The sequence below is a fragment of the Nonomuraea fastidiosa genome (assembly GCF_042751225.1).
Classification (GTDB): Bacteria; Actinomycetota; Actinomycetes; order Streptosporangiales; family Streptosporangiaceae; genus Nonomuraea; species Nonomuraea fastidiosa.
Genome location: NZ_CP170570.1, coordinates 76,485 through 100,832, shown reverse-complemented (window position 1 = coordinate 100,832; position 24,348 = coordinate 76,485). Strand labels below are relative to the sequence as shown.

At 70.5% G+C, this 24,348-nt stretch carries 20 protein-coding genes; 16 read left to right on the top strand and 4 right to left on the bottom strand.

Annotated features, from left to right (window positions below):
- Positions 1-23 precede the first annotated feature (23 nt).
- The 8 genes from ruvC (at position 24) to ACFMQL_RS00380 (ending at position 9,647) form a co-directional block, all read left to right on the top strand.
- Positions 24-548 carry a crossover junction endodeoxyribonuclease RuvC gene (ruvC, locus tag ACFMQL_RS00415; protein ID WP_364066687.1) on the top strand — a complete coding sequence of 175 codons (525 nt, stop codon included), beginning with the start codon at positions 24-26 and terminating at the stop codon, positions 546-548.
- 369 nt (positions 549-917) lie between these two features.
- Positions 918-1,538, top strand: coding sequence for a Holliday junction branch migration protein RuvA (gene ruvA / locus ACFMQL_RS00410; protein ID WP_364065999.1), 621 nt, complete (start codon positions 918-920; stop codon positions 1,536-1,538).
- A 510-nt stretch (positions 1,539-2,048) separates the two neighbouring features.
- Positions 2,049-3,083 (top strand): Holliday junction branch migration DNA helicase RuvB, encoded by a 1,035-nt coding sequence (gene ruvB / locus ACFMQL_RS00405; RefSeq protein ID WP_364065996.1) that lies wholly within the window; start codon positions 2,049-2,051, stop codon positions 3,081-3,083.
- Positions 3,084-3,294: 211 nt separating this feature from the next.
- Complete coding sequence (yajC, locus tag ACFMQL_RS00400) at positions 3,295-3,675, top strand: preprotein translocase subunit YajC (protein ID WP_364065993.1); 381 nt, start codon at positions 3,295-3,297, stop codon at positions 3,673-3,675.
- 90 nt (positions 3,676-3,765) lie between these two features.
- Positions 3,766-5,592, top strand: a complete 1,827-nt coding sequence (gene secD / locus ACFMQL_RS00395; RefSeq protein WP_364065990.1) for a protein translocase subunit SecD — start codon at positions 3,766-3,768, stop codon at positions 5,590-5,592.
- Between the two features lies 1 nt (position 5,593).
- Positions 5,594-6,583, top strand: a complete 990-nt coding sequence (gene secF / locus ACFMQL_RS00390) for a protein translocase subunit SecF (RefSeq protein ID WP_364065987.1) — start codon at positions 5,594-5,596, stop codon at positions 6,581-6,583.
- A gap of 168 nt (positions 6,584-6,751) precedes the next feature.
- Positions 6,752-7,270, top strand: coding sequence for an adenine phosphoribosyltransferase (locus ACFMQL_RS00385; RefSeq protein ID WP_364065985.1), 519 nt, complete (start codon positions 6,752-6,754; stop codon positions 7,268-7,270).
- A gap of 187 nt (positions 7,271-7,457) precedes the next feature.
- Entirely contained in the window at positions 7,458-9,647 is a 2,190-nt protein-coding gene (locus tag ACFMQL_RS00380; RefSeq protein WP_364066685.1) for a bifunctional (p)ppGpp synthetase/guanosine-3',5'-bis(diphosphate) 3'-pyrophosphohydrolase, read from the top strand.
- Between the two features lie 114 nt (positions 9,648-9,761).
- Here the strand turns inward: ACFMQL_RS00380 and ACFMQL_RS00375 are convergent, their stop codons facing one another.
- From ACFMQL_RS00375 to ACFMQL_RS00365, 3 genes are all read right to left on the bottom strand, one after another.
- Positions 9,762-10,853, bottom strand: a complete 1,092-nt coding sequence (locus tag ACFMQL_RS00375) for a cupin domain-containing protein (RefSeq protein WP_364065982.1) — start codon at positions 10,851-10,853, stop codon at positions 9,762-9,764.
- Between the two features lie 232 nt (positions 10,854-11,085).
- Complete coding sequence (locus ACFMQL_RS00370) at positions 11,086-12,315, bottom strand: DUF349 domain-containing protein (RefSeq protein ID WP_364065980.1); 1,230 nt, start codon at positions 12,313-12,315, stop codon at positions 11,086-11,088.
- 62 nt (positions 12,316-12,377) lie between these two features.
- Positions 12,378-13,244 carry a peptidylprolyl isomerase gene (locus ACFMQL_RS00365; protein WP_364065977.1) on the bottom strand — a complete coding sequence of 289 codons (867 nt, stop codon included), beginning with the start codon at positions 13,242-13,244 and terminating at the stop codon, positions 12,378-12,380.
- A gap of 138 nt (positions 13,245-13,382) precedes the next feature.
- On the opposite strand from ACFMQL_RS00365, the gene ACFMQL_RS00360 reads away from it, so the two are divergent.
- The 3 genes from ACFMQL_RS00360 to aspS are packed head-to-tail and all read left to right on the top strand — an operon-like array spanning position 13,383 to position 17,111.
- A complete protein-coding gene (locus tag ACFMQL_RS00360) occupies positions 13,383-14,063 on the top strand; it encodes an MBL fold metallo-hydrolase (RefSeq protein ID WP_364065974.1) in 681 nt (226 codons plus the stop codon).
- Positions 14,063-15,325, top strand: a complete 1,263-nt coding sequence (gene hisS, locus ACFMQL_RS00355; protein WP_378784068.1) for a histidine--tRNA ligase — start codon at positions 14,063-14,065, stop codon at positions 15,323-15,325. Before ACFMQL_RS00360 ends, hisS begins: the two co-directional genes overlap by 1 nt.
- A gap of 55 nt (positions 15,326-15,380) precedes the next feature.
- A complete protein-coding gene (gene aspS, locus ACFMQL_RS00350) occupies positions 15,381-17,111 on the top strand; it encodes an aspartate--tRNA ligase (RefSeq protein ID WP_364065968.1) in 1,731 nt (576 codons plus the stop codon).
- A 191-nt stretch (positions 17,112-17,302) separates the two neighbouring features.
- Here aspS and ACFMQL_RS00345 read toward each other — a convergent pair whose 3' ends face one another.
- On the bottom strand, positions 17,303-18,205 hold the full coding sequence (locus ACFMQL_RS00345; protein ID WP_364070421.1) for a peptidylprolyl isomerase: 903 nt from the start codon (positions 18,203-18,205) through the stop codon (positions 17,303-17,305).
- 342 nt (positions 18,206-18,547) lie between these two features.
- On the opposite strand from ACFMQL_RS00345, the gene ACFMQL_RS00340 reads away from it, so the two are divergent.
- The 5 genes from ACFMQL_RS00340 to alaS all read left to right on the top strand — a co-directional run bounded on the left by ACFMQL_RS00340 (position 18,548) and on the right by alaS (position 24,347).
- Positions 18,548-19,849, top strand: a complete 1,302-nt coding sequence (locus tag ACFMQL_RS00340) for a replication-associated recombination protein A (protein WP_364070418.1) — start codon at positions 18,548-18,550, stop codon at positions 19,847-19,849.
- 75 nt (positions 19,850-19,924) lie between these two features.
- On the top strand, positions 19,925-20,791 hold the full coding sequence (locus tag ACFMQL_RS00335; protein WP_364070416.1) for an oxygenase MpaB family protein: 867 nt from the start codon (positions 19,925-19,927) through the stop codon (positions 20,789-20,791).
- Positions 20,792-20,876: 85 nt separating this feature from the next.
- Positions 20,877-21,314 (top strand): DUF948 domain-containing protein, encoded by a 438-nt coding sequence (locus ACFMQL_RS00330; protein ID WP_364070413.1) that lies wholly within the window; start codon positions 20,877-20,879, stop codon positions 21,312-21,314.
- An 8-nt stretch (positions 21,315-21,322) separates the two neighbouring features.
- Positions 21,323-21,541 (top strand): hypothetical protein, encoded by a 219-nt coding sequence (locus ACFMQL_RS00325; RefSeq protein WP_364070411.1) that lies wholly within the window; start codon positions 21,323-21,325, stop codon positions 21,539-21,541.
- Positions 21,542-21,674: 133 nt separating this feature from the next.
- Positions 21,675-24,347, top strand: a complete 2,673-nt coding sequence (alaS, locus tag ACFMQL_RS00320) for an alanine--tRNA ligase (RefSeq protein WP_364070409.1) — start codon at positions 21,675-21,677, stop codon at positions 24,345-24,347.
- The last annotated feature ends 1 nt before the right edge of the window (position 24,348 follow it).

Here is a 24,348-nt window from a genome sequence, read left to right as displayed (position 1 = left end):
CGCGGTCTCGGGAGGGCATGCCGGTGCGGGTGATGGGCGTCGATCCGGGGCTGACCCGGTGCGGCCTGGGCGCGGTCGAAGGGCGCCCGGGAGCGCCGCTGACGCTCGTGGCCGTGGGTGTGGTCCGCACGGGCGCCGACGAGGAGCTGGGGGCGCGGCTGGTCGGCATCGAGGCCGGCATCGAGCAGTGGCTCGACGACGTACGCCCCGACGCGGTGGCCGTCGAACGCGTCTTCAGCCAGCACAACGTACGCACGGTGATGGGCACCGCGCAGGCCGCCGGCATCGCCGTCCTGTGCGCGGCCCGGCGCGGCCTCCCGGTGGCGCTGCACACGCCGTCCGAGGTCAAGGCCGCCATCACCGGCAGCGGCACGGCCGACAAAAAGCAGATCGGCGCCATGGTCACCCGCCTGCTGCGGCTCACCGAGATGCCCAGGCCCGCCGACGCCGCCGACGCCCTCGCGCTGGCCATCTGCCACGTCTGGCGCGGCGGCGCCCAGCACCGCCTCGCCGACGCCCTGGCCAAGGCCAGAAACCCCCGCCGATGACGACAGGCCGGGCCCGGCGGACCACCGCCCTCTGCGAGGCAGCCGCATCCGCTCCGAGAGGCCACGCCCTCCGGCCGGTCGCAAGCGTCCATGAGACCGCGAGCGAGCGGGCTGCGCGACGAATCGGGTTAGGTCCGCGAGCCGGTTGTGCAACGAGCCGTATCGAGGCCTGCGGGTCGCGATCGGCGTGGCGGGGGCGGGGGAGAGGGCGTATCTGCGCTATGACAGGGGACCAGGCGTGACAGTGCTGACAGTGGCAGTGCTGACAGTGGCAGTGCTGACAGTGGCGGTGCTGACAGTGGCAGTGCTGATAGTGACGGTGCTGACAGTGACGGTGCTGACAGTGGTGACGGAGACGGGAGGCCGAGCGTGATCGCGTCGGTGACGGGCAAGGTGACGGCGATCGCCCCCGACGGGGCCGTGATCGAGGTCGGCGGCGTCGGCATCCTCACCCACTGCACCCCGAGCACGCTCGCCACACTCCGGGTGGGCGAGGAGGCCCGGCTGGCCACGTCGCTCGTGGTGCGCGAGGAGTCGCTCACCCTGTACGGCTTCGCCACCGACGACGAGCGGGCCGTCTTCGAGCTGCTCCAGACGGCCAGCGGCGTCGGTCCCAAGCTGGCGCTGGCGATGCTCGCCGTGCACAGCCCCAACGCGCTCCGGATGGCCGTCGCCAGCGCCGACCTCAAGGCGCTCACCCAGGTGCCGGGCATCGGGCAGAAGGGCGCCCAGCGCATCGTGCTGGAGCTCAAAGACCGCCTCGGCACCCCGGAGGAGACGGTCAACGCCGCGCTCAACGGCGACCGCCGCGCGGCGGTGTGGCGCGAGCAGGTCCACTCGGGTCTGGTGGGGCTCGGCTACTCCAGCAAGGACGCCGACGAGGCCATCGCCGCCATCGAGCCGGAGGCGGAGGCCGACATCGCCGCCGGCCGCCAGCCCCAGATCGCCGCCCTCCTGAAGGCAGCCCTCCGCTCCCTGAGCGTCCGATGACCCACCCGACCGCCCTCTGCCGTCCGCCGATTCGTACGGTGCGGAGCGCGCGTCCGGCCTTCGCAGCGCCGACGGCCGCTGCGCCCCGCCCGGCCCTCGAGACCCGCGCGGGGCCTGCGGCGCCCGTGGCCCGCGTGCAGCCCGAAGCACGTACCGCGGGAACGGCGTCCGCAGCGCCCACAGCCCTTACGGTCCGCTCGGCGCTCGCGCCGTCTGCTGCGTGCTCGGCGTCCGTAACGCCCGCTCCGCGCACTGCCCGTACCGGGTGGTTGCGGGGCACGAGGGAGCGGTTGTCGGTGATACGTGAGATCGTGGCGGTCCGAGGCGATCGCGGAGACGTCCGGTCGGTGGTGAAGGGGCCGCCAATCCAGCGGCCGCACAAGGCCGGGAAGTCGCGAGAGCCCGGGAAAGAGCCGCGGCGGCGACTGGCCGTCGAGTCGGCGCGGCGACCAAGCGCAGGGCCGACTGCACACATGACCGTGAAGCCGATGGAAGAGAGGAGGCGCAGGCATGGGGTACGAGCGGGATGAGATCCTCTCGCCCGCCGCCGGTGGCGACGAGCTGCAGATCGAGGCCGCGCTCAGACCCAAGCGCCTCAGCGAGTTCATCGGCCAGAGCCGCGTACGCGAGCAGCTGTCGCTGGTGCTGGAGAGCGCGCTGCGCAGGCGGCGTCCGCCGGATCACGTGCTGATGAGCGGCTCGCCCGGCCTGGGCAAGACCACGCTGGCCATGATCATCGCGGCCGAGCTGAACGCCCCGCTGCGCATCACCTCGGGCCCGGCGCTGGAGCGGGCGGGCGACCTGGCGGCGATCCTGTCCACGCTGACCGAGGGCGAGGTGCTGTTCATCGACGAGATCCACCGGATGGCCAGGCCCGCCGAAGAGATGCTCTACATGGCGATGGAGGACTTCCGGGTGGACATCGTCGTCGGCAAGGGGCCGGGGGCGACCGCGATCCCGCTGGAGATCGCGCCGTTCACGCTGGTGGGCGCCACGACGAGGGCGGGGCTGCTGCCGGCGCCGCTGCGCGACAGGTTCGGCTTCACCGCCCACATGGACTTCTACGAGGTCGCCGAGCTGGAGCAGGTGCTGCACCGGTCGGCCAAGCTGCTCGGCGTCACGCTGCCGGACGAGGGCGCGCACGAGATCGCCCGCCGCTCGCGGGGCACGCCGCGCATCGCCAACCGGCTGCTGCGCCGGGTGCGCGACTTCGCCGACGTACGGGCGAACGGCGTCATCGACCGCGACGTGGCCTCGGCGGCGCTCAACCTCTACGAGGTGGACGGCGAGGGCCTCGACCGGCTCGACCGGGCGGTGCTTGGCGTGCTGCTGCGCAAGTTCGGCGGCGGACCGGTGGGGCTGTCCACGCTGGCGGTGGCGGTGGGGGAGGAGCCGGAGACGGTCGAGGTGGTGGCCGAGCCGTTCCTCGTACGCCAGGGTCTGCTGGCGAGGACCCCGCGCGGACGGGTGGCGACCGCGGCGGCGTGGGTCCACCTGGGGATGGAGCCTCCGCCCGATGCGTTCGGAGCGTCGCTTTTCGACTGATCACGAATCGGTTGCAACCGTTTCAATATGGGAACTTCCCCGCGTGCCGAAACGCTGCTTCGTTGCCGCCTTTATCAACAAGCGCCTACACTCCGTGGCTTGGCTGGCTGTGTAGGCTGACGGGCTGAGCGGCGCGGCCCGACGCAACGCACGGAATTTCCGGCGCGGGGCCGGTGTCAACTCCTTGTACGACTATGGAAGGTCGCCCCTTATGGAACAACTCGGAAGCATCCTGCCGCTGATTCTTCTGGTGGTGGTGTTCTACTTCCTGCTGATCCGCCCTCAGCGCAAGCGCCAGCAAGAGGCGATCCAGATGCAGAACTCCTTGACGCCCGGCACCCGCGTCATGACCACGACCGGACTGTTCGGGACCGTCACCGCGATAGACAATGAGGACGTCATCCTCGAAGTCGCGCCGGGTGTCGAGACCCGTTGGGTGAAGGCCGCCATCGGCCGTGTCGTCGCCCCCGGTGACGCCCCGGCGGACGAGCAGGCCGCTGACCAGGCCGAGCTCGGCGAGGAAGGCAAGAAGGAGTCCGACGGCACCGCGGAGCCCAACGGTGACCAGGACTCCAGCACCAAGAAGTCCTGACTAAGCTCTGCCTAAACCTCTATCTGAAAGAACTGACGACCAGTGGCCCGACCGACCAGCCGCCACAGCCGACCGGGGCGAACGCTCCTCGTGCTGCTGGCACTCATCCTCGCCCTGGGCGGGACGATGTTCCTGCAGAAGGCGTACACGCCCAAGCTGGGGCTCGACCTAGCGGGCGGCACGACGGTGACCTTGTCCCCGGTGACCCAGAACAACGCGGCGCCGCCCGATGAGATCCTCGACCGGGCGGTCAACATCATCCGCGACCGGGTCAACGGCACAGGCATCTCCGACGCCGAGGTCGCCAAGTCCGGCGACAACATCATCATCTCCATCCCGGGCGTGGGCCAGGACGAGGCCATCAAACTGGTCGCGACGACCGCGGAGCTGCGCTTCCGCCAGGTGCTGGCCATGGAGGCCACGCAGCCGCCCGCCGACCTGGCCACGAACCCGCCGACGCCCAGCCCGTCCGGCAGCCCCTCGGCTCAGCCGAGCGGCAAGCAGTCCGCCAGGCCGTCGCAGTCGGCCGCCACCCCGAGCGCGTCCCCGACCGGCAAGGCGCTTTCGTCCGCACTGCTGTCCCCCACGACGGCCCCGTCGGCGGGTGCGCCACGGGGATCCACGGAGTCCGGTGACGGGCAAAAGGACGGACAGTCGGCCCAAGGCGATGACCAAGCCCGGCAACAGGACCCCGGCGAGCAGGACAACGGCGACGCCAAGGCGCAGAACACCAGGGCGCAGAACACCAGGGGCCAGAACGCCAAGGCCACGCCGTCGGCCTCCCCGACCGCGAGCACGCCGGCCATCACGAACCCGAACATCGACACCACGGGCATCGACCCGCAGGTGCTCGAGCAGTTCAACAAGCTCGACTGCGCCGACCCGGCCAACCGCGGCCAGGGCGTCCAGGACGACCCCAACAAGCAGTACGCCGCGTGTGAGAGCGACGGCAGCTTCAAGTACGTCCTCGACGTCGCCAAGGTCGTCGGCACCGACATCGACACCGCCTCCGCGGGCGTCCGCCAGGGCACCACCGAGTGGGTCGTCCAGCTCGACTTCAAGAGCAAGGGCGCCGGCGAGTGGAGCAAGCTCACCACCGCCGCCTACAACTCGCCCGAGCCGCGCAACAAGGTCGCGGTCGTGCTCGACGGCGTGGTCATCACCGCCCCCAACATCATCAGCCCGATCCCGGGCGGCCGTGCGGAGATCACCGGCGGCTTCGACCAGGCCAGCGCCACCACCCTGGCCGACCAGCTCAAGTACGGCGCGCTGCCGCTGAAGTTCAACCGCAGCTCCGTCGACACCGTCTCCTCGACGCTCGGCCAGGACCAGCTCGAGGGCGGTCTCATCGCCGGCCTCATCGGCCTGGTGCTGGTGGTCATCTACAGCATGCTCTACTACCGGGGCCTGGGCATCGTGGCGGTGCTGAGCCTCGTGGTGGCGACGATCCTGACGTACACGGCGGTGGTCGTGCTCGGCCACAACGCGAACTTCCGGCTCTCCCTGCCGCACATCATCGGTCTGGTGGTCTCCATCGGTATCACCGCCGACTCCTTCATCGTCTACTTCGAGCGCATCCGTGACGAGATGAAGGAGGGCCGGCGCTCGCTGCGGGCGGCCGTCGAGGTGGCCTGGGTCCGCGCCCGCCGCACGATCCTGATCGCCGACGCCGTCATGTTCATCGCCGCGATCGTGCTGTACTTCCTGGCGGTGGGCGGTGTGGCCGGCTTCGCGTTCGCGATGGGCCTGACCACGCTGATCGACATCCTGGTGGTGTTCCTGTTCACCAAGCCGTTCATCGCCCTGCTGGCGCGGCTGAAGTTCTTCGCCAAGGGCCACCCGCTGTCGGGGCTCGACTCCGAGCGCATGAGCGAGGTGCCTTCCACCGGCCACAAGACCACTCCGCAGGAGGCCTGACATGGGACTGGGACGTCGCCTCTATCGCGGCGAGATCGACGTCGACTTCGTCGGCAAGTGGCGCCTGTGGTACAGCCTGTCCGGCCTGCTGCTCGCGGTGTCGCTGGCCGGTCTCATCCTCCACGGCCTCAACCTGGGCGTGGAGTTCAAGGGCGGGACGATCTTCTCGTTCAAGGCCCAGCACGCCACCGTCGAGCAGGTGCGCGCCACCGTCCAGGACCAGGGCGCGCACCAGGTGATCGTCCAGCAGGCCGGTGAGAACGGCTGGCGGGCGACCACCGAAAGCCTGGAGGAGAGCACGCGCTCGCAGGTGCAGAGCGCGATCGCGAAGGACTTCAACGTCCCGACCGATCAGGTCAGCATCCAGGCCATCGGCCCGTCCTGGGGCGGTGAGGTGTCGCAGAAGGCGTGGATCGGCCTGGCCGTGTTCATGCTGGCGATCATCTTGTACCTGTCGATGGCGTTCGAGCCGAAGATGGCCTTCGCCGCGATCGTCGCGCTCTTCCACGACCTCGTCATCACGGCCGGCATCTACGCCTGGTCGGGCTTCGAGGTCACCCCGGCCACTCTGCTGGGCTTCCTGACCATCCTCGGTTACTCGCTCTACGACGCGGTCGTGGTGTTCGACATGATCAAGGAGGTCACGGCCAAGCTGGGCCACACCTCGAAGCAGACGTACTCGATGGCGGCCAACGACGCGCTCAACCACACGCTGATCCGGTCGCTCAACACCTCGCTGGTCGCGATCCTGCCGGTGGCGGCGATCCTGTTCATCGGCACCACGCTGCTCGGCGCGGGCACGCTGAAGGACCTGTCGCTCGCCCTGTTCGTCGGCATGATCGTCGGTACGTACTCCTCGCTGTGCGTCGCCACGCCGCTGCTGGTGACGCTGAAGGAGCGCGAGCCGAAGTACCAGGCCATCGCCAAGCGCCTGGCCTCCACCGGAGGCGGCAAGAAGGGCCACAAAAGCGCGGCCGTAGCCAAGAGCTAGCCGTCCGGCACGACGGGCTCACGAGCGCCCTCGCCCCTTGCAGGGGCGGGGGCGCTTCCGTTCGTCCGGCCGCGGGTCAGGCGGGCTTCTGAGCGCTCCGGGTACGTGTCATGGCCCGATATGCACCATCATGGAGCGCGGCACACGGCCCGGTGAGAAAGGACGACCATGACGGAGCTGCGCACGATGATCCTGGACCGGATCAGGGACGTGCCGGACTACCCCAAGCCGGGGGTCCTGTTCAAGGACATCACCCCGCTGCTCGCCGACCCGGTGGCGATGGCGGCCGTGGTGGACGAGCTCGCCGGGCTGCACCAGGTGGACAAGATCGTGGGCATCGAGGCGCGCGGCTTCATCCTCGCCGCTCCGGTGGCCTACCGGGCGGGCGCCGGGTTCGTGCCGGTGCGCAAGAAGGGGAAACTGCCCGCCGCCACGCTCGAGGAGTCCTACGATCTGGAGTACGGCTCCGCGGTCATCGAGGTGCACCGCGACGCGTTCGCGCCCGGCGACCGGGTGCTCGTGGTCGACGACGTGCTGGCCACGGGCGGCACCGCGAAGGCCACCGTGGAGCTGGTGAGGAGGGCCGGAGCCGACGTCGTCGGCATCGCCGTGCTGATGGAGCTGGCCTTCCTCAAGGGACGCGAACGCCTCCAGGGAGAGCGGTTGCACTCCCTTGTGACCGTCTGAGCCCGCCCGCGCAGGCCCAGGTTCGCTGCCTGGATACACTGGGGGGATCTGGACTCGAACGTGAGGAGCCACTGCGTGAGGAGTCTGTGTGCCCCGTGATGTGGTCGCGCCCGACGTAACCGACTCCGGCAACGCGGAGACGCCCGGTGTGCCGTCGGTGCGCCGCAGGCGATTTGGGGGTGGGGCGATGAACCCGGTGCTGGAGCCGCTGTTCCGTACGGTCCGCGCTACGCACCCCAAGGCGGACCTGCGGTTGATCGAGCGTGCTTACGACGTGGCCGCCTATCACCATCGCGACCAGAAGCGGAAGTCGGGTGACCCCTACATCACCCACCCGCTGGCCGTCGCGACGATCCTGGCCGAGCTCGGCACCGACGACGAGACGCTGTGCGCGGCGCTGCTGCACGACACCGTCGAGGACACCGCCTACTCACTCGACGAGCTGCGGGGCGACTTCGGCGACACGATCGCGTCCCTGGTCGACGGTGTCACCAAGCTCGACAAGGTCAAGTTCGGCGACGCCGCGCAGGCCGAGACCGTGCGCAAGATGGTCGTGGCGATGTCGCGCGACATCCGCGTACTGATCATCAAGCTGGCCGACCGGCTGCACAACATGCGCACGATGCGCTACCTCCCCGAGCACAAGCGCCACCAGAAGTCGCGCGAGACGCTGGAGATCTTCGCCCCGCTCGCCCACCGCCTGGGCATGAACACGATCAAGTGGGAGCTCGAAGACCTGGCCTTCGCCATGCTCTACCCCAAGCGCTACGACGAGATCGCGCGCATGGTGTCGGAGCGGGCGCCGCGCCGCGACCTGTTCTTGCAGGAGGTCATCGAGAAGGTCTCCGGCGACTTGCGCGAGGCGAAGATCCGCGCGGTCGTCAAGGGCCGGCCGAAGCACTACTACTCGGTCTACCAGAAGATGATCGCCCGCGATGTCGCCTTCGACGACATCTACGACCTTGTGGGCATCCGCGTGCTGGTCGACTCCGTACGCGACTGCTATGCCGCGCTCGGCACCATCCACGCCCGGTGGAACCCGGTGCCAGGCCGGTTCAAGGACTACATCGCGATGCCCAAGTTCAACATGTACCAGTCGCTGCACACCACGGTGATCGGTCCCGAGGGCAAGCCGGTGGAGCTGCAGATCCGCACCCACGCGATGCACCACAGGGCCGAGTACGGCGTGGCCGCGCACTGGAAGTACAAGGAGGAGGTCGGCTCCGGGCCCACGGGCAAGGTCAAGCCGGGCAGCGACATGGCCTGGCTGCGCCAGCTCCTCGACTGGCAGAAGGAGACCTCCGACCCGGGCGAGTTCCTGGAGTCGCTGCGCTTCGACCTGTCGGTCTCCGAGGTCTACGTCTTCACCCCCAAGGGCCAGGTCATCGCGCTGCCCGAGGGCGCCACGCCGGTCGACTTCGCCTACGCGGTGCACACCGAGGTGGGCCACCGCTGCATCGGCGCCCGTGTCAACGGGCGGCTGGTGCCGCTGGAGTCGCGGCTCGGCAACGGCGACACCGTCGAGATCTTCACCTCCAAGTCGCCGGATGCGGGGCCGTCGCGCGACTGGCTGAAGTTCGTCAAGTCGGGCCGGGCCCGTAACAAGATCCGGCAGTGGTTCTCGAAGGAGCGCCGCGAGACCGCGATCGAGGCGGGCAAGGAGGCCATCGGCCGGGCCATGCGCAAGCAGGGCCTGCCGCTGCAAAGGCTGATGTCCGGCGAGGCGCTGCTGGCGCTGGCCCGCGACCTGCGCTACCCCGACGTCTCCGCGCTGTATGCGGCGGTGGGGGAGGGCCACATCGCGGCCCAGGCCGTGGTGCAGAAGCTGGTGGCCTCGATCGGCGGCGTCGACAGCGCCGAAGAGGACATCGCCGAGACCTCGCTGCCCACCCGGCTGCGCGGCCGCCCGCGCGGCGGTGGCGGCGCCGGCGTGGTGGTGGCGGGCGACGCCGACGTCTGGGTACGCCTGTCGAAGTGCTGCACGCCCGTGCCCGGCGACGAGATCGTCGGCTTCGTCACCCGCGGCCACGGCGTGTCGGTCCACCGCAGCGACTGCACCAACGTCCAGCAGCTGCGGGCGCAGCCCGACCGGCTGGTCGAGGTGAGCTGGTCGCCGAGCGACGACAGCGTGTTCCTGGTGGCCATCCAGGTCGAGGCGCTCGACCGGCCCCGGCTGCTGTCCGACGTCACCCGCACGCTGTCCGACCAGCACGTCAACATCCTCAGCGCCTCGGTCACGACCTCGCGCGACCGGGTGGCGATCAGCAAGTTCACCTTCGAGATGGGCGACCCCAAGCACCTGGGCCACGTGCTCAAGGCGGTGCGCAGCATCCAGGGCGTCTTCGACGTCTACCGGGTGAGCGGCGCCGGCAACTGACGGCCTCGCCGGGCGGCGTGCCGAGGCGCGCGGCGGCCGGCCGGGCGCGTGGCCTTCGCCGGCGAGCGCGCCGCCTTCCGCCGGGGCCGGCCGTCCAGGGTGCGCGTACGGGGGTCAGCGGGCGTGCAGGCCGGGCAGGTTGACCACGATCGCCTCCTGCGTGCTGCGCGCGATCACCACCACCGCCTCCTGCGCGGGGTCGGGGTTCTCCTCGCGGTGCGGAACGTACGGCGGCACGAACACGTAGTCGCCGGGCCGCGCGTCGATGCGCCGCTCCCTGCCGTCCTCAAGGAACACGAACGACGGCGTGCCGGAGACGACGTAGATGCCGGTCTCGGAGGCCCCGTGGTGGTGGTCGGAGGAACGGGTGGCGGGCGGGACGTGCGTCTGCCCCATCCACAGCCGCGACGAGCCGGTGGTGGCGCCGCTGACGGCGGCGAGCCTGCGCATGCCCGCGCTCTGCGCCGTCTCGCCCGAGAGCTCTCCTGCGGGCACGTGACGCAGGGTCTGGTGGAACGGGTCACCCTGGGCCCGGTAACCCTCCCAGAGGCGCCCTCCGGCCCGTTCGAGCACGCCTGAGGCGACCGCGGTCAGCTTCTCCGGGTCGTCGTGCACCTTCAGCAGCTCGTCGGCCAGCTCAGGGTCGTGGGCGCGCAGCTCGCGCAGCAGCCACTTGCCGGTGCCCTGCCACCTGCCCGCCAGCCCGAGCGCCGTGACCGCGGTGGCCTGCACGAGCTCCCAGGAGATGAACGCACGCTCGCCGGGATCGGTGGCGCCCGCGAGGTCGTCGAGCAGGTCCGACAGCACGTAGCGGGCCCGCTCCGACTGGTCGGCACGCTGCCCGCCGGGGCCGGCCGAGACCCGCTCGCCCAGCTCCGCCTGCAGGTCGCTGGCCCGGCCGCCGGTCCTGTCGGTCAGCACCGCGCCCTCGGAGCAGATGCGGGCGAGCGTCGGCTTGCGCACCGCGAAGTCCCGCTCGATGTAGGCCGTCAGGCTGGTCTCGCTGTGCACGAACAGCTCGATCGGCCATTCACGCCAGCGCAGGCTCTCGCGATAGGGACGGTCGAGGCCGTCGAGCACCACGATGATGTCCAGATCGGAGGTGCTGGTGCGGCGCTCGGTGAGCACGCTGCCGCCGACGAAGGCGTACAGGGCGCCGGGGAACGTCTCCTCGACGAAGGCGCGCGCGGCGGTCACGGGATCCATGCCGCACAGCCTAGATCGCGGGCCCCGTCGCACGCCGCCCGATTCGGCGACGGCGGCCCGCATGAAGGCCCGCGATGAGGCCTCTCCAAGGCTCGGCGAGATCGGCGATGAGGCCCTCGCCAGGGCCTCGTGCCGGGCTCGGCCAGATCGAGTTCAGCCGGCCCCGCCAGGGCTCCGTGCCGGGCTCGGCGAGATCGAGTTCAGCCGGCCCCGCCAGGGCTCCGCGCCGGGATCAGCTGAACTCGGCCAGCGTGCGCTCCGCCTCGGCCAGCCAGGAGCGGCGTGCGGTCAGGGCCTCCTCGGTCTCCTTGATGTCCTTGACCCGGCCCGCCGCCTGCGCCTTGTCCAGGCGCTTCTCCAGCTGCTCGATGGAGGTGCGCAGCTGGTCGACGGCGCTCTGCGCGCGCGCCCTGGCCTCGGGGTTGGAGCGCTTCCACTCCGCTTCCTCGGCCTTGCGCACGGCCTCGTCCACCCGGCGCAGGCCGCCCTCGAGCCGGTCGCGCTGGTCGCGCGGCACGGGGCCGGCGGCCTCCCAGCGCTCCAGGATGCTGCGCAGGGCGGTCCTGGCCGCGCGGACGTCGGTGACCGGGAGGATCTTCTCGGCCTCGGCGAGCAGCTGCTCCTTGACCACCGCGTTGGCGGCCAGGGAGGCGTCGCGCTCGGCGAACACCGCGGAGCGGGCCTGGAAGAACTGGTCCTGGGCGGCCTTGAAGCGCGCCCACAGCTCGTCCTCGGCCTCGCGCGAGGCACGCCCCGCGCTCTTCCACTGCTGCATCAGGTCGCGGTAGATGGCCGCCGTGGGACCCCAGTCGGTGGAGTCGGCCAGCGCCTCGGCCTCGGCGACGATGCGCTCCTTGGCGGCGCGCACCTGCTCGCGCTGCTCGTCGAGCCCCGCGAAGTACGCCTTGCGCCGCTTGGCGAACGCCGTGCGCGCCGCCGACAGCCGCTTCCACAGCACGGCCTCGGTGGCCCGGTCGATGCGGTCGGCGGCCTTCCACTCCTCGACGAGCTGGCGCAGCCGTTCGCCACCCGACTTCCAGTGGGTGGTCTCCTCGGCGATGCGCTCGGCCTCGGCGACGATGCGCTCCTTGACCGCCCTGGCCTCGGCCCGCGCGCGCTCGCGGGCCGCCTTGATCTCCTCGCGGCGCTGGACCACCAGCTCGCTCAACCCGTCGAGCCTGGCCGTCAGGGCATCGAGGTCGCCGACGGCGTGGGCGTCGGCCACGGCCTCGCGCAGCTTGGCGATGCTGGCCTCGGCCTGGGCCGGAGCGAGGTCGGTGCCCCTGACGCGCTGTTCGAGGAGCTGGACCTGGCCGGCCAGCTCGTCGTACTTGCGATGGAAGTAGGCCAGTGCCTCTTCGGGTTCACCGGCCTGCCAGGAGCCGACGGCCCGTTCTCCCTCAGCCGTACGCACGTAGACGGTGCCGTCGTCGTCTACCCGGCCCCACGGGTCGGTGCTCACCGTGTCCTCCCGCACTATCCATCAGACCCTTCGGGACTACTTCGTCCCTAGTTTGTATTACGTCAGCTCTTGCCGGCGATTGTCACGTCTTTGATTTCGACGGTTTGCTTAGGTGCTCCCGTCCCGTCTCCCGAGTCGTTGATCACGCCTGCTTTGTTCACCTTGTCCAGGATGTCCAGACCCTTGGTGATCGTACCCACAGGTGTGTAATCCGGGGTGAGTCCGATGTCGCCGTAAACGAGGAAGAACTGGCTGCCCGTGGTGCCCGGCGCGGAGGTTTTGGCCATCGCCATCACACCGCGCTTGTACTGGGCTCCTTCGAGGTTCTCCTCGGCCATGCGGTAACCGGGACCACCGGATCCGTCCTGGCTCTTGCCGTCGGCCTTGGCGGTCGGGTCACCGCACTGCAACATGGGGAACTGATCGTTGCCGAGCCGGTGGCACTTGCTGCCGTTGTAGTACTTCTTCTTCGCCAGGAACTCCAGCGAGTTGGTCGTGCACGGAGCCTTGGCATTGTTCAGCTCGACCACGATGTCCCCCAAATTTGTGGAGATCGTCATCTTCTTCGTGGCCGGCTCGGTCTTCACCTTCGTCGGCGGCATGCCGACGTCCTTGACCTTCCCGGAAGTGTCCTTGACGTAGTCACACGTGCCCGTGGCCGCGTCGTAAGGCTTCGGCCCCGTGCTCTCCGACGCCTGGGCCGTCTGCCCGGCGGACGCGGAGGGCGAGGCGGCCGCCTCAGTGCCAGGGTCGTTGCCCCCGAGCAACGCGACCGCGGCCACGATGCCGCCGACCACGACCACCACGCCCACCGTGGAGCCGATGATCGCGGTGCGCTTGGCCTTCTGCTCACGCTCCCGGCGGCGCTGCATCTGCCGCTCGTAGTGCTCGCGTGCCAGTTGCCTCTGCCGGTCCTTGCCCGTGGCCACCGCTTTGCCTCCCGTAGTCAATCAACTGAGGTGGGCGAATCGTATCGGCCAACGGGTGATGATTCGCAGCCCGGCGACCCGCACCGGTACCCTTCGGTTACATTCCCATTGGCTTTTCGACGAGATCACCTGAGGCAGATGCTCATCGCCGGCTTCCCCGCAGGGGCCTTCCAGACCAATTGTTACGTAGTCGCGCCCGCGGCCGGTGAGGAGTGCGTCATCGTCGACCCAGGTCAGGACGCCACGGAGGGGGTCGAGGAGCTGCTGCGCGAGCACCGGCTCAAGCCCGTCGCGGTCCTGCTCACCCACGGCCACCTCGACCACGTCTGGTCGGTGGCCCCCGTCTGCGGCGCGCGCGACGTACCCGCGTGGATCCACCCCGACGACCGCCACCTGCTGAGCGACCCGGCCGCCGGCTGGTCGCAGACCAGCGCGAACCTGTTCGGGGGCATCACGCTGAGCGAGCCCGACGACGTGCGCGAGCTGTCCGACGGCGCCGTGCTGCGGCTCGCGGGGCTCGAGCTCGTGGTCGACCACACGCCGGGCCATACCAGGGGGTCGGTGAGCTTCCGGCTGCCCGGTGACCAGATCATGTTCTCGGGCGACCTGTTGTTCGCCGGCTCCATCGGCCGCACCGATCTTCCCGGCGGCGACTACGCCACGATTCTGCGCAGCCTGGCTACCAAGTGCCTGCCGCTGCCTGACGATACGGTCGTTCTGCCGGGCCACGGACCACAAACCACGATCGGCCGCGAGCGCGCGACCAACCCATACCTGAAGGAAGCAGCGCCGCACGCCGGTCCCACACGAGGGATCTGATGAGCTTCCAAGCACCGAAAGGCACGTTCGACTGGTTGCCACCCCGCTCCGAGCGGGTTCTCGCCGTACGCGAGGCGCTGGCCGCGCCGCTGCGACTCGCCGGCTACGGCTACATCGAGACGCCGGTCTTCGAGGACACCCAGCTGTTCGCCAGGGGCGTAGGCGAGTCCACGGACATCGTCACCAAGGAGATGTACACCTTCCCCGACAAGGCGGGCCGCTCGCTGACGCTGCGCCCTGAGGGCACCGCCTCGGTCGTCCGCGCGGTGCTCCAGCACAACCTGCACGCGGGGCAGCTGCCGGTGAAGCTGTGGTACTCCGGCAGCCAGTTCCGCTACGAGCGCGCCCAGAAGGGCCGCTACCGCCACTTCTGGCAGGTCGGCGCCGAGGCGCTGGGCGCCGAGGACCCCGCGCTCGACGCCGAGCTGATCGTCCTCGCCACCCGCGGCTTCGCCTCGCTCGGGCTGAAGAACGTCCGGTTGCTGCTCAACACGCTCGGCGACAAGAACTGCCGGCCCGCCTACCGCGCCGCGCTCCAGGACTTCCTGCGCGGGCTCGACCTCGACGAGGACACGCGGGCGCGCATCGAGATCAACCCGCTGCGCGTGCTGGACGACAAGCGCCCCGAGGTGCAGGCCCAGCTCTCCGATGCCCCGCTGGTGGTCGACCACCTGTGCGAGGCGTGCAAGGCGTACCACGACGAGGTGCGCTCCCTGCTGCGCGAGGCCGGCGTCGCCTTCGAGGACGACCCCAAGCTGGTGCGGGGCCTCGACTACTACACGCGCACCACGTTCGAGTTCGTGCACGGCGGGCTCGGCTCGCAGTCGGCCGTCGGCGGCGGCGGCCGCTACGACGGGCTCAGCGAGATGCTCGGCGGGCCGCCGCTGCCCAGCGTCGGCTGGGCGCTCGGCGTCGATCGCACGTTCCTCGCCATGGAGGCCGAGGGACTGCTCGGCGACGACGCGGCACACGAGCGCGTGCAGGTGTACGGTGTCCCGCTGGGTGACGACGCCCGGCGCCGCATGTTCCTGCTCATCGACGAGCTGCGCGCGGCGGGCCTCAGCGCCGACATGGCCTTCGGCGGCAAGGGACTCAAGGGCGCGATGAAGGGCGCCTGCCGCTCCGGCGCCGCGTTCGCGCTGATCCTGGGCGAGCGTGACCTGGCCGCCGAGGCCGTGCAAGTGAAGGACCTGGCCACCGCCGAGCAGACCGAGGTGCCGCTGGCCAAGGTCGTCGACGTCTTGAAGGGGAAGGTGCAGTGACCGGCGAGCCAGGGCCGCTGCCTCCCCTCACTCATCCGTATGAAGGGAAAGTGCAGTGATCCGCACGCATACCGCCGGGTCGCTCCGCGAGGAGCACGCCGGGCAGAAGGTGACGCTCGCAGGATGGGTGGCGCGCCGCCGTGACCACGGCGGTGTCGTCTTCATCGATCTGCGCGACGCCTCCGGCTCGGCGCAGGTGGTCTTCCGCGAGGAGGACCACGCCCACGACCTGCGCGCCGAATACTGCGTGCAGGTCGTCGGCGAGGTCAGGAAGCGGCCCGAGGGCAACGAGAACCCCGAGCTGCCCACCGGCGCCATCGAGGTCGTGGCCGACAAGGTCGAGGTGCTGAGCGAGTCGGCGCCGCTGCCGTTCCCGATCGAGGGCAACGTGGGCGTGTCGGAGGAGGCGCGGCTGAAGTACCGCTACCTCGACATCCGCCGCCAGCAGGTGGCCGACGCGATGCGCATCCGCTCCAAGGCGACCTACCTCGCCAACGAGGTGATGCACGAGCTCGGGTTCGTCTACGTCGAGACGCCCACCCTGACCCGCTCCACGCCCGAGGGCGCGCGCGACTTCCTGGTGCCGGTGCGCCTGCAGCCGGGCAACTGGTACGCCCTGCCGCAGTCGCCCCAGCTGTTCAAGCAGCTCCTCCAGGTGGCCGGCCTCGAGCGCTACTACCAGCTCGCCAAGTGCTACCGCGACGAGGACCTGCGGGCCGACCGGCAGCCGGAGTTCACCCAGATCGACATCGAGATGTCCTTCGTCGACCAGGAGGACGTCATCGCGGTCGGCGAGAAGCTGATCGGCCGGCTGTGGAAGGAGATCGTCGGCTACGAGCTGCCCAACCCGCTGCCGCGCATGACGTACGCCGACGCGATGGCCCGCTTCGGCTCCGACAAGCCCGACCTGCGCTTCGGCCAGGAGCTCGTCGAGATGACCGACTACTTCGCGGGCACCTCCTTCCGCGTCTTCCAGGCCGACTACGTCGGCGCCGTCGTCATGCCCGGCGGGGCCTCCCAGACCCGCAAGGAGCTCGACGGCTGGCAGGAGTGGGCCCGCTCGCGCGGCGCCAAGGGCCTGGCCTACGTGCTCGTCCAGGAGGACGGCACGCTCGGCGGCCCGGTCGCGAAGAACCTCTCCGAGCAGGAGCTGTCCGGCCTCGCCGCCAAGGTCGGCGCGCAGCCGGGCGACTGCATCTTCTTCGCCGCCGGCGCCAAGAACGCCTCCCGCGAGCTGCTCGGCGCGGCCCGCCTGGAGATCGGCAGGCGCTGCAACCTGATCGACGAGTCCCAGTGGTCGTTCCTGTGGGTCGTCGACGCGCCCATGTTCGAGGAGGACGGCGAGGGCGGCTGGACGGCCGTGCACCACCCGTTCACCGGGCCGAAGCCGGAGTGGGCCGACAACTTCCAGGACCACCCGGGCGAGGCGCTCGCCTACGCCTACGACATGGTCTGCAACGGCATGGAGATCGGCGGCGGCTCGATCCGTATCCACCGGGCCGAGATGCAGCAGCGCGTCTTCGACGTCCTCGGCATCTCCAAGGAGGAGGCGGAGACCAAGTTCGGCTTTCTGCTGGAGGCGTTCAAGTACGGCCCGCCCCCGCACGGCGGCATCGCCTACGGCTGGGACCGCATCTGCATGCTGCTGGCGGGCGGCGAGTCGATCCGCGACGTCATCGCGTTCCCGAAGACGGCCTCCGGCTTCGACCCGCTGACCGGCGCGCCCACGCCGATCACGGCGGAGCAGCGCAAGGAGGCGGGCGTGGACGCCACGCCCAAGCCGTAACCGGCGGGCTCGGCGGCCAGGGCGTCCCTCGTGAGGGGCGCCCGGCCTGCAGAACGGACGACGGCCCGGGTGCCCCGCGCGGGGCACCCGGGCCGTCGCCGTGCCGGCGCAGGTTCCGACAGGGCCGTGCCGGCGCAGGTTCCGACAGGGCCGTGCCGGCGCGGAGCCGGAGGGCCGCGCCGGCCCGCGGCTCAGGAGAAGGTGATGCGCTTGATGATGACCGGGTCGCGCGGCGCGGTGGTGCCGCCGTCGCCGGTGATGTCGGCCTCGTTGACGATGAGGTCGGAGCCGTCCTTGGCCAGGCCCTGCAGCATCTCCATGCCCTCGCTGACCATGCCGACGACCGAGTAGCCGGCGCCGATCTGGATGTTCTCGTCGGACAGCGAGATGGCGAACTGGCTGTTGTTCAGCCCGGCCGCGTCGCCCGGCTGCGTCATGAAGACCACGCCCTTGCCGACCGGGATGTCGATGTTCTCGTCGGCGTAGATGTAGCCCGCGGTGCCCTGGCCGTCCGTCGGGTTCTTGCCGTCGGCCTTGGCCTGCGGGTCACCGCACTGCAGCATGTGCACGCCGGAGACGTCGGGCGTGACCAGGCGGTGGCACTTCATGTTGTTGTAGAACTTCTTCTGCGACAGGAAGTGCAGCGAGTTGATCGCGCACGGAGCCGCGTCCGTCATCAGGTCCACGACGACCTTGCCGCGGTTCAGCTGGATCGTCATCTGCTGGAACTTCAGGACTCTCTTGCTCGGCCTCTTCGGCGGCAGGCCCACGAACTTGTGGGGCACCGAGTTGTCGCGCTTGTACTCGCACGTCACCGGGCCGGTCCTGGTCGGCGTCGGAGTCGGCTCGGGCAGCACCCCGGTGCTGGCGGAGGGGTCGCTCTGCGCCGTCGCCTCACCCGGATCGTTGTTGACCAAGGTGGTCGCCGCGAAGATGCCGCCCGCGACCACGACGACGGCCACGGCCGCGCCGATGAGGGTGTTCCGCCTCGCCTTGGCGGTCTGCTCGGCAGCGCGCTTCGCCTGCCGTTCCTTGTGCTCCCGCGCCAGCTCTCTCTGGCGGTCCTCTTCGCTCTGGCGGTCGTCGCCGCTCACCGCTATGTCCTCTCGTCTTTGCCAAGGTATGACCAAACAACTTCGCGAATGCTACCGGCCTTCGATATGTGGCGGACGTAAGTGACGAAAGCCGAAGCAAGCGACCTTTGGGACCTCGAACCATAAGGCCAAGCCGGTCGTAGGTGAAAGGTAGACCAAGGAGCCACCCGCCCCGCCCGCGGCGCCCTGCCCGGCCACCGCTACGGCCGGCCCGTCACGGTCGTCCTGGCGGTGCCGACGGTCGCGCCGGCCGTGGCGGGCTGCCGCGTCTTCCGGGCCGGAGACTCCGGGGGCAGGGCCGTCCGGTCATGGCGGGCGTGCCGCAGCGTGTAATCTCGCGTTGTGGATAGCCTGTTCGATTCGGCTGCCGAGGAGGCCACTCCGCAGCCGCTCGCCGTGCGCATGCGCCCCCGCACGCTCGACGAGGTCATCGGCCAGCGGCATCTGCTCGGACCCGGCACCCCGCTGCGGCGCCTGGTCGAGAGCGAGGCCCCCATGTCGCTGTTCCTGTGGGGGCCGCCCGGCACCGGCAAGACCACGCTCGCCTACGTCGTCTCCAACGTCACCAAGCGCCGCTTCGTCGAGATCTCGGCCGTCTCCGCCGGGGTCAAGGAGGTCCGCGCCGCCATCGACGCCGCGCGGCGCGAGCTCGGCATGACCGGCCGCCAGACCGTGCTCTTCGTCGACGAGGTCCACCGCTTCAACAAGGCCCAGCAGGACGCGCTGCTGCCCGCCGTGGAGAACCGCTGGGTCACCTTCATCGGCGCCACCACCGAAAACCCGTTCTTCTCGGTCATCTCGCCGCTGCTGTCGCGCTCGCTGCTGCTCACGCTGGAATCGCTGTCCGACGATGACGTACGCGCGGTGCTGCGGCGGGCCGTGTCCGACCCGCGCGGGCTCGGCGGGCGCAACACGCTCGCGCCCGAGGCGCTCGACCACCTCGTCCGCCTCGCCGGCGGCGACGCGCGGCGCTCGCTCACCTACCTGGAGGCGGCGGCGCTGCTGGCCGACGACATCACGGTCGAGGTGGTGGAGAAGGCCGTCGACAAGGCCGCCGTACGCTACGACCGGCAGGGCGACCAGCACTACGACGTCATCAGCGCGTTCATCAAGTCGATGCGCGGCTCCGACGCCGACGCGGCGCTCCACTACCTCGCCCGCATGATCGAGGCCGGCGAGGACCCGCGCTTCATCGCCCGCCGCATCGTCATCTTCGCCTCAGAGGACGTCGGCCTGGCCGACCCCACCTGCCTGCAGACCGCGGTGGCCGCCGCCCAGGCGGTGCAGCTCATCGGGCTGCCGGAGGCGCAGATCAACCTCGCGCACGCGGTCATCCACTGCGCCACCGCGCCCAAGTCCAACGCCGTCGTCAAGGCCATCGGAGCCGCGATCGGCGACGTACGCCGCGGGCTCATCGGCCAGGTGCCGAACCACCTGCGCGACGCCCACTACCCCGGGGCGGGCAAGCTGGGCCACGGCGAGGGCTACAAATACCCCCACGACTTCGAGCACGGGCTGGTGCGCCAGGACTACGCGCCCGAGCAGGTGCGCGGGCGGCGCTACTACCAGCCGACCCGCCACGGGGCCGAGGCGCCGGTGGCCGAGCGGTGGGCGAAGATCCGCGACTTCCTGCGGGGGTCGTGACCGCATCCGGTCACTTGCGCCATCGAATCATCCAAAGCCGTACTAAATCGGTGATCACCGGGAATCACGATCGTTGTGAAGGCGACCGTTACCCCCGGCGGCGGCCTTTTCGGCCCCCGATCGATCACCTGGCGCATCCACACCGAGGCGCCGGCCTGGCCGGCCGTCGTCCGCGCCGTCCAGCTCCAGGCCCTGCACCCCCGTACGATCCGCGGCATCGTGCAGAACTTCCTGCTCGACGACCAGGAGTCGGCAGGGGCCTGGCTGAAGCGCCGGCTCGGCTTCATCGCGCTGCGCGCCTTCGGCACCCGCGAGCAGGCCGAGCACGCCTGCGGGCAGGCCCGCGAGGTGCACGCCAGGCTCGTCGGCCTCGACACCGGCACCGGCACGCTGTTCCGGCTCGACGAGCCCGAGTGCCTGCGCTGGTCCCACTGCGCCGAGGTGGCCTCCCACCTGGAGATCGCCCGGCTGTCCGGGGTGCCGCTGACGCCGGGGGAGCGGGACGCGTACGTGGCCGAGCAGCGCCGCGCCGCCCGCCTCATGGGCCTCGACGACGTGCCGGGCAGCGCCGCCGAGCTGGACGACCACATCGCGCGGATGCGCCCGGGGCTGTCGGTCACCGGCGAGGCCCGCGCCGTCCTGCGCCTCCTCGTCAACCTCCGGCCGTCGCTGCGGCCTCCCGCGCTGCTCGCGCCGCCGCTCGGCCCCGGCTCGCTGCCCGCCGTGGGCGCGCTCGCGTTCGCGACGCTGCCGGGATGGGCCAGGCGGATGTACGGCTGCCCCGGCGACGCGGCGGCCCGCTACGCGGCGGCCACCGCGCTCAAGGCGCTGCGCGCGGCGGCCTCGGCCATGCCGCAACGACTGGTGGCGCCCGAGATCAGAGCCGCACGCGCCCTCATGAGAGCGGCGGCGCGGACGCCGGAAGCCGACGTGGCTGCCTGAACGGGGGAGCTTTCCGCACTAACGTTGTCACCCGAACGCGATAGGGTCTTGACGTTCCGGCCCAGCGTACGAGGGAGATGCGCGGATGCTTACCGCTGGAGAGGTCGCCGGGCTGATCGCCGCCACGGGCTGGGTGGTCCTGGTGTGCGTCATGGCCATGGTGCTCGTCAAGCTCGCCAGGCTGCTCACCGAGACCACCAAGGCGGTCTCCGACCTGAACAAGCGCCTGGCGCCGCTGCTCGACGACGTGAGCGTGACGGTCAACGAGACCAACAGGCAGCTCGTCGCCGTCGAGGCCATCGCCAAGGACGTCAAGCAGGTCAGCGGCCACGCCGCCAAGCTGAGCGCGGTCACGCAGACCATCTTCACCGGGCCGCTCATCAAGGTGTCCTCGCTGACCTACGGCGTGCGCAGGGCCATCGAGGCGCGCAGGCCGCGCCGCCCCGTACGGACTCAGCAGCGGCCCCAGGCGCAGGCGAATGGGCAGAGGGTCGCCGAGCACGCGCAGGGGCGGGCCCGATGATCCGCCGGATGTTCTACATCTCGCTCGGCGCGTTCCTCGCCTTCTGGGTGATGCGCCGGCTGCAGGCCCTGCAGCCCGACCACATCGCCCGCCGGACGGCCGACAACGCCGCGGGCATGCTCCGGCGAGTGAGAGACTTTACTTCTGACGCACTCGGCGAGGCCGCGGCGCGCGAAACCGAGTTGCGCGCCCGCTTCGGCCTCGACAAGGCTGAAGACGTCGCCTGACGGCCTCGGCCGGCGGCTACAGTGGACGGCCCGGAGTGCGGCCCCGAGCCGGTGGACCGGCGGTCACACCGGCCGTTCACGGGCTCATCGACCACCTACAACACAAGATCGACTACAGCAAAGGATGGCCACCATGGAGTCGGCAGAGATCGCGCGCCGCTTCCTGCGCTTCTTCGAGGAGCGTGGGCACACCATAGTGCCCTCGGCCAGCCTGATCGCTGAGGACCCGACGCTTCTCCTGGTCAACGCGGGTATGGTGCCGTTCAAGCCGTACTTCCTGGGGCAGCGCAGGCCTCCGGGGTCACGGCTGGCCACCGTCCAGAAGTGCGTCCGCACGCCCGACATCGACGAGGTCGGCAAGACCACCCGGCACGCGACGTTCTTCCAGATGCTGGGCAACTTCTCCTTCGGCGACTACTTCAAGGCCGAGGTGATCCCGTTCGCGTGGGAGCTGCTCACCAGGTCCGAGTCCGACGGCGGCTTCGGCTTCCCCGAGGACAGGCTGTGGGCGACGGTCTACGTCGAGGACGACGAGGCGTTCGACATCTGGCGCAACAAGGTCGGCCTGCCCGAGCACCGCATCCAGCGCCGCGGCCTGGAGGACAACTACTGGCACATGGGCGTGCCCGGCCCCGGCGGCCCCTGCTCGGAGATCTACTACGACCGCGGCCCCGAATACGGCAAGGAGGGCGGCCCGGTCGCCGACGAGGACCGCTACCTCGAGGTCTGGAACCTCGTGTTCATGCAGTACCAGCTGAGCGCGGTGCGGTCCAAGACCGACTTCGACATCTCCGGCGAGCTGCCCAGCAAGAACATCGACACCGGCATGGGCCTCGAGCGCATGGCGGCGATCCTGCAGGGCGTCGACAACATCTACGAGATCGACACCACGTACAAGATCCTCGACAAGGCGGCCGAGCTCACCAAGACCCGCTACGGCCGCGACGCGCGCGCCGACGTCAGCCTGCGGGTCGTCGCCGACCACGTCCGCACCGGCACCATGCTGGTCGCCGACGGCGTGCTGCCGGGCAACGAGGGCCGCGGCTACGTCCTGCGCCGCATCCTGCGCCGCTCGATCCGCAACCTGCGCCTGCTCGGCTCCGGCGACGAGCGCTACATGCACGAGCTGACCGACGTCGCGATCAACGTGATGGGCGAGCAGTACCCCGAGCTCAAGGCCGACGCGCCGCAAATCCACGCGGTCATCGACGCCGAGGAGGCGTCGTTCCTCGGCACGCTGCGCACCGGCACCGCGATCTTCGACGTGGCCGTGGAGGAGACCAAGCGCAAGAAGGGCACCACGATCTCCGGTGACCAGGCGTTCAAGCTCCACGACACCTACGGCTTCCCGATCGACCTGACGCTGGAGATGGCGGCCGAGCACGGCCTCAAGGTCGACGAAGAGGGCTTCCGCCGGCTCATGAAGGAGCAGCGGGCGGCGGCCAAGGCCGACGCGGCGGCGAAGAAGACCGGCAACGCCGACATCTCGGTGTTCGGCCAGCTGCTGGAGTCCGCGGGCAAGGTCGAGTTCCTCGGCTACGACGAGACCGAGACCGACACCCAGATCGTCGGCATCCTCGTCGACGGCGCGCCGGTCCCCGCGGCGGGCGCCGGCAGCACGGTCGAGGTCGTGCTGCAGCGCACCCCGTTCTACGCCGAGGGCGGTGGCCAGCTCGCCGACCAGGGCGTCATCCGCACCAGCGGGGCCGAGGTCGAGGTCGTCGACGTGCAGTCGCCGCTCAAGGGCCTCATCGTCCACCGCGGCAAGGTCCGCAGCGGCGAGCTGCGGGTCGGCGACGAGGCGCAGGCGGAGATCGACATCGAGCGCCGCCGCGCGATCTCGCGCAGCCACAGCGCCACCCACCTCGTCCACCGCGGCTTCAGGAACGCGCTCGGCGAGACGGCGGCGCAGGCCGGTTCCGAGAACTCCCCGGGCCGCTTCCGGTTCGACTTCACCGCGGCGGGCGCGGTGCCGCCGAGCGTGCTGCGCGACGTCGAGGACGAGGTCAACGCCGTGCTCATCAACGACCTCAAGGTCAACGCCTTCTACACCTCCCAGGCCGAGGCGCGGGCGATGGGCGCGCTCGCCATGTTCGGCGAGAAGTACGGCGACGAGGTCCGCGTGGTCGAGATCGGCGACTACTCCCGCGAGCTGTGCGGCGGCACCCACGTCCACAGCTCCGGCCAGCTCGGCCTGGTCAAGGTGCTGGGCGAGCAGTCGGTCGGCGCGGGCGTGCGCCGCGTCGAAGCGCTCGTCGGCCTCGACGCCTTCCGCTTCCTCGCCCGCGAGAGCGTGCTGGTCAACCAGCTCAGCGAGCAGCTCAAGGCGCGCCGCGAGGAGCTGCCCGAGCGCATCGAGGGCATCGTCACCCGGCTGCGCACCGCCGAGAAGGAGCTGGAGCGGCTCCGCTCCGCCCAGGTGCTCCAGGTGGCGGGCGACCTGGTGTCGCAGGCCCGCGACCTGCGGGGCGTCTCCGTCGTGACACACCGCGCGCCTGATGGCACCGGCGCCGATGACCTGCGTAAGCTCGCGCTTGATGTACGAGGCAGGTTCCCGGCCGACCGGCCGGCGGTCATCGTGATCGTCGGCGTCCCCTCCGACCGGCCCGTGGTGGTTGCCGCGGTGAACGAGGCGGGGCGCGAGCGGGGGCTCAAGGCCGGACAGCTGGTCGGCGTCGCCGCCAAGGCTCTTGGGGGTGGCGGTGGCGGCAAGGACGATGTCGCACAGGGCGGTGGCTCGCGGCCGGAGGCGATCGACGACGCGCTGCGCCTGGTTGACGAGGCGATCTCGGGGCAGCTCGGCTGAC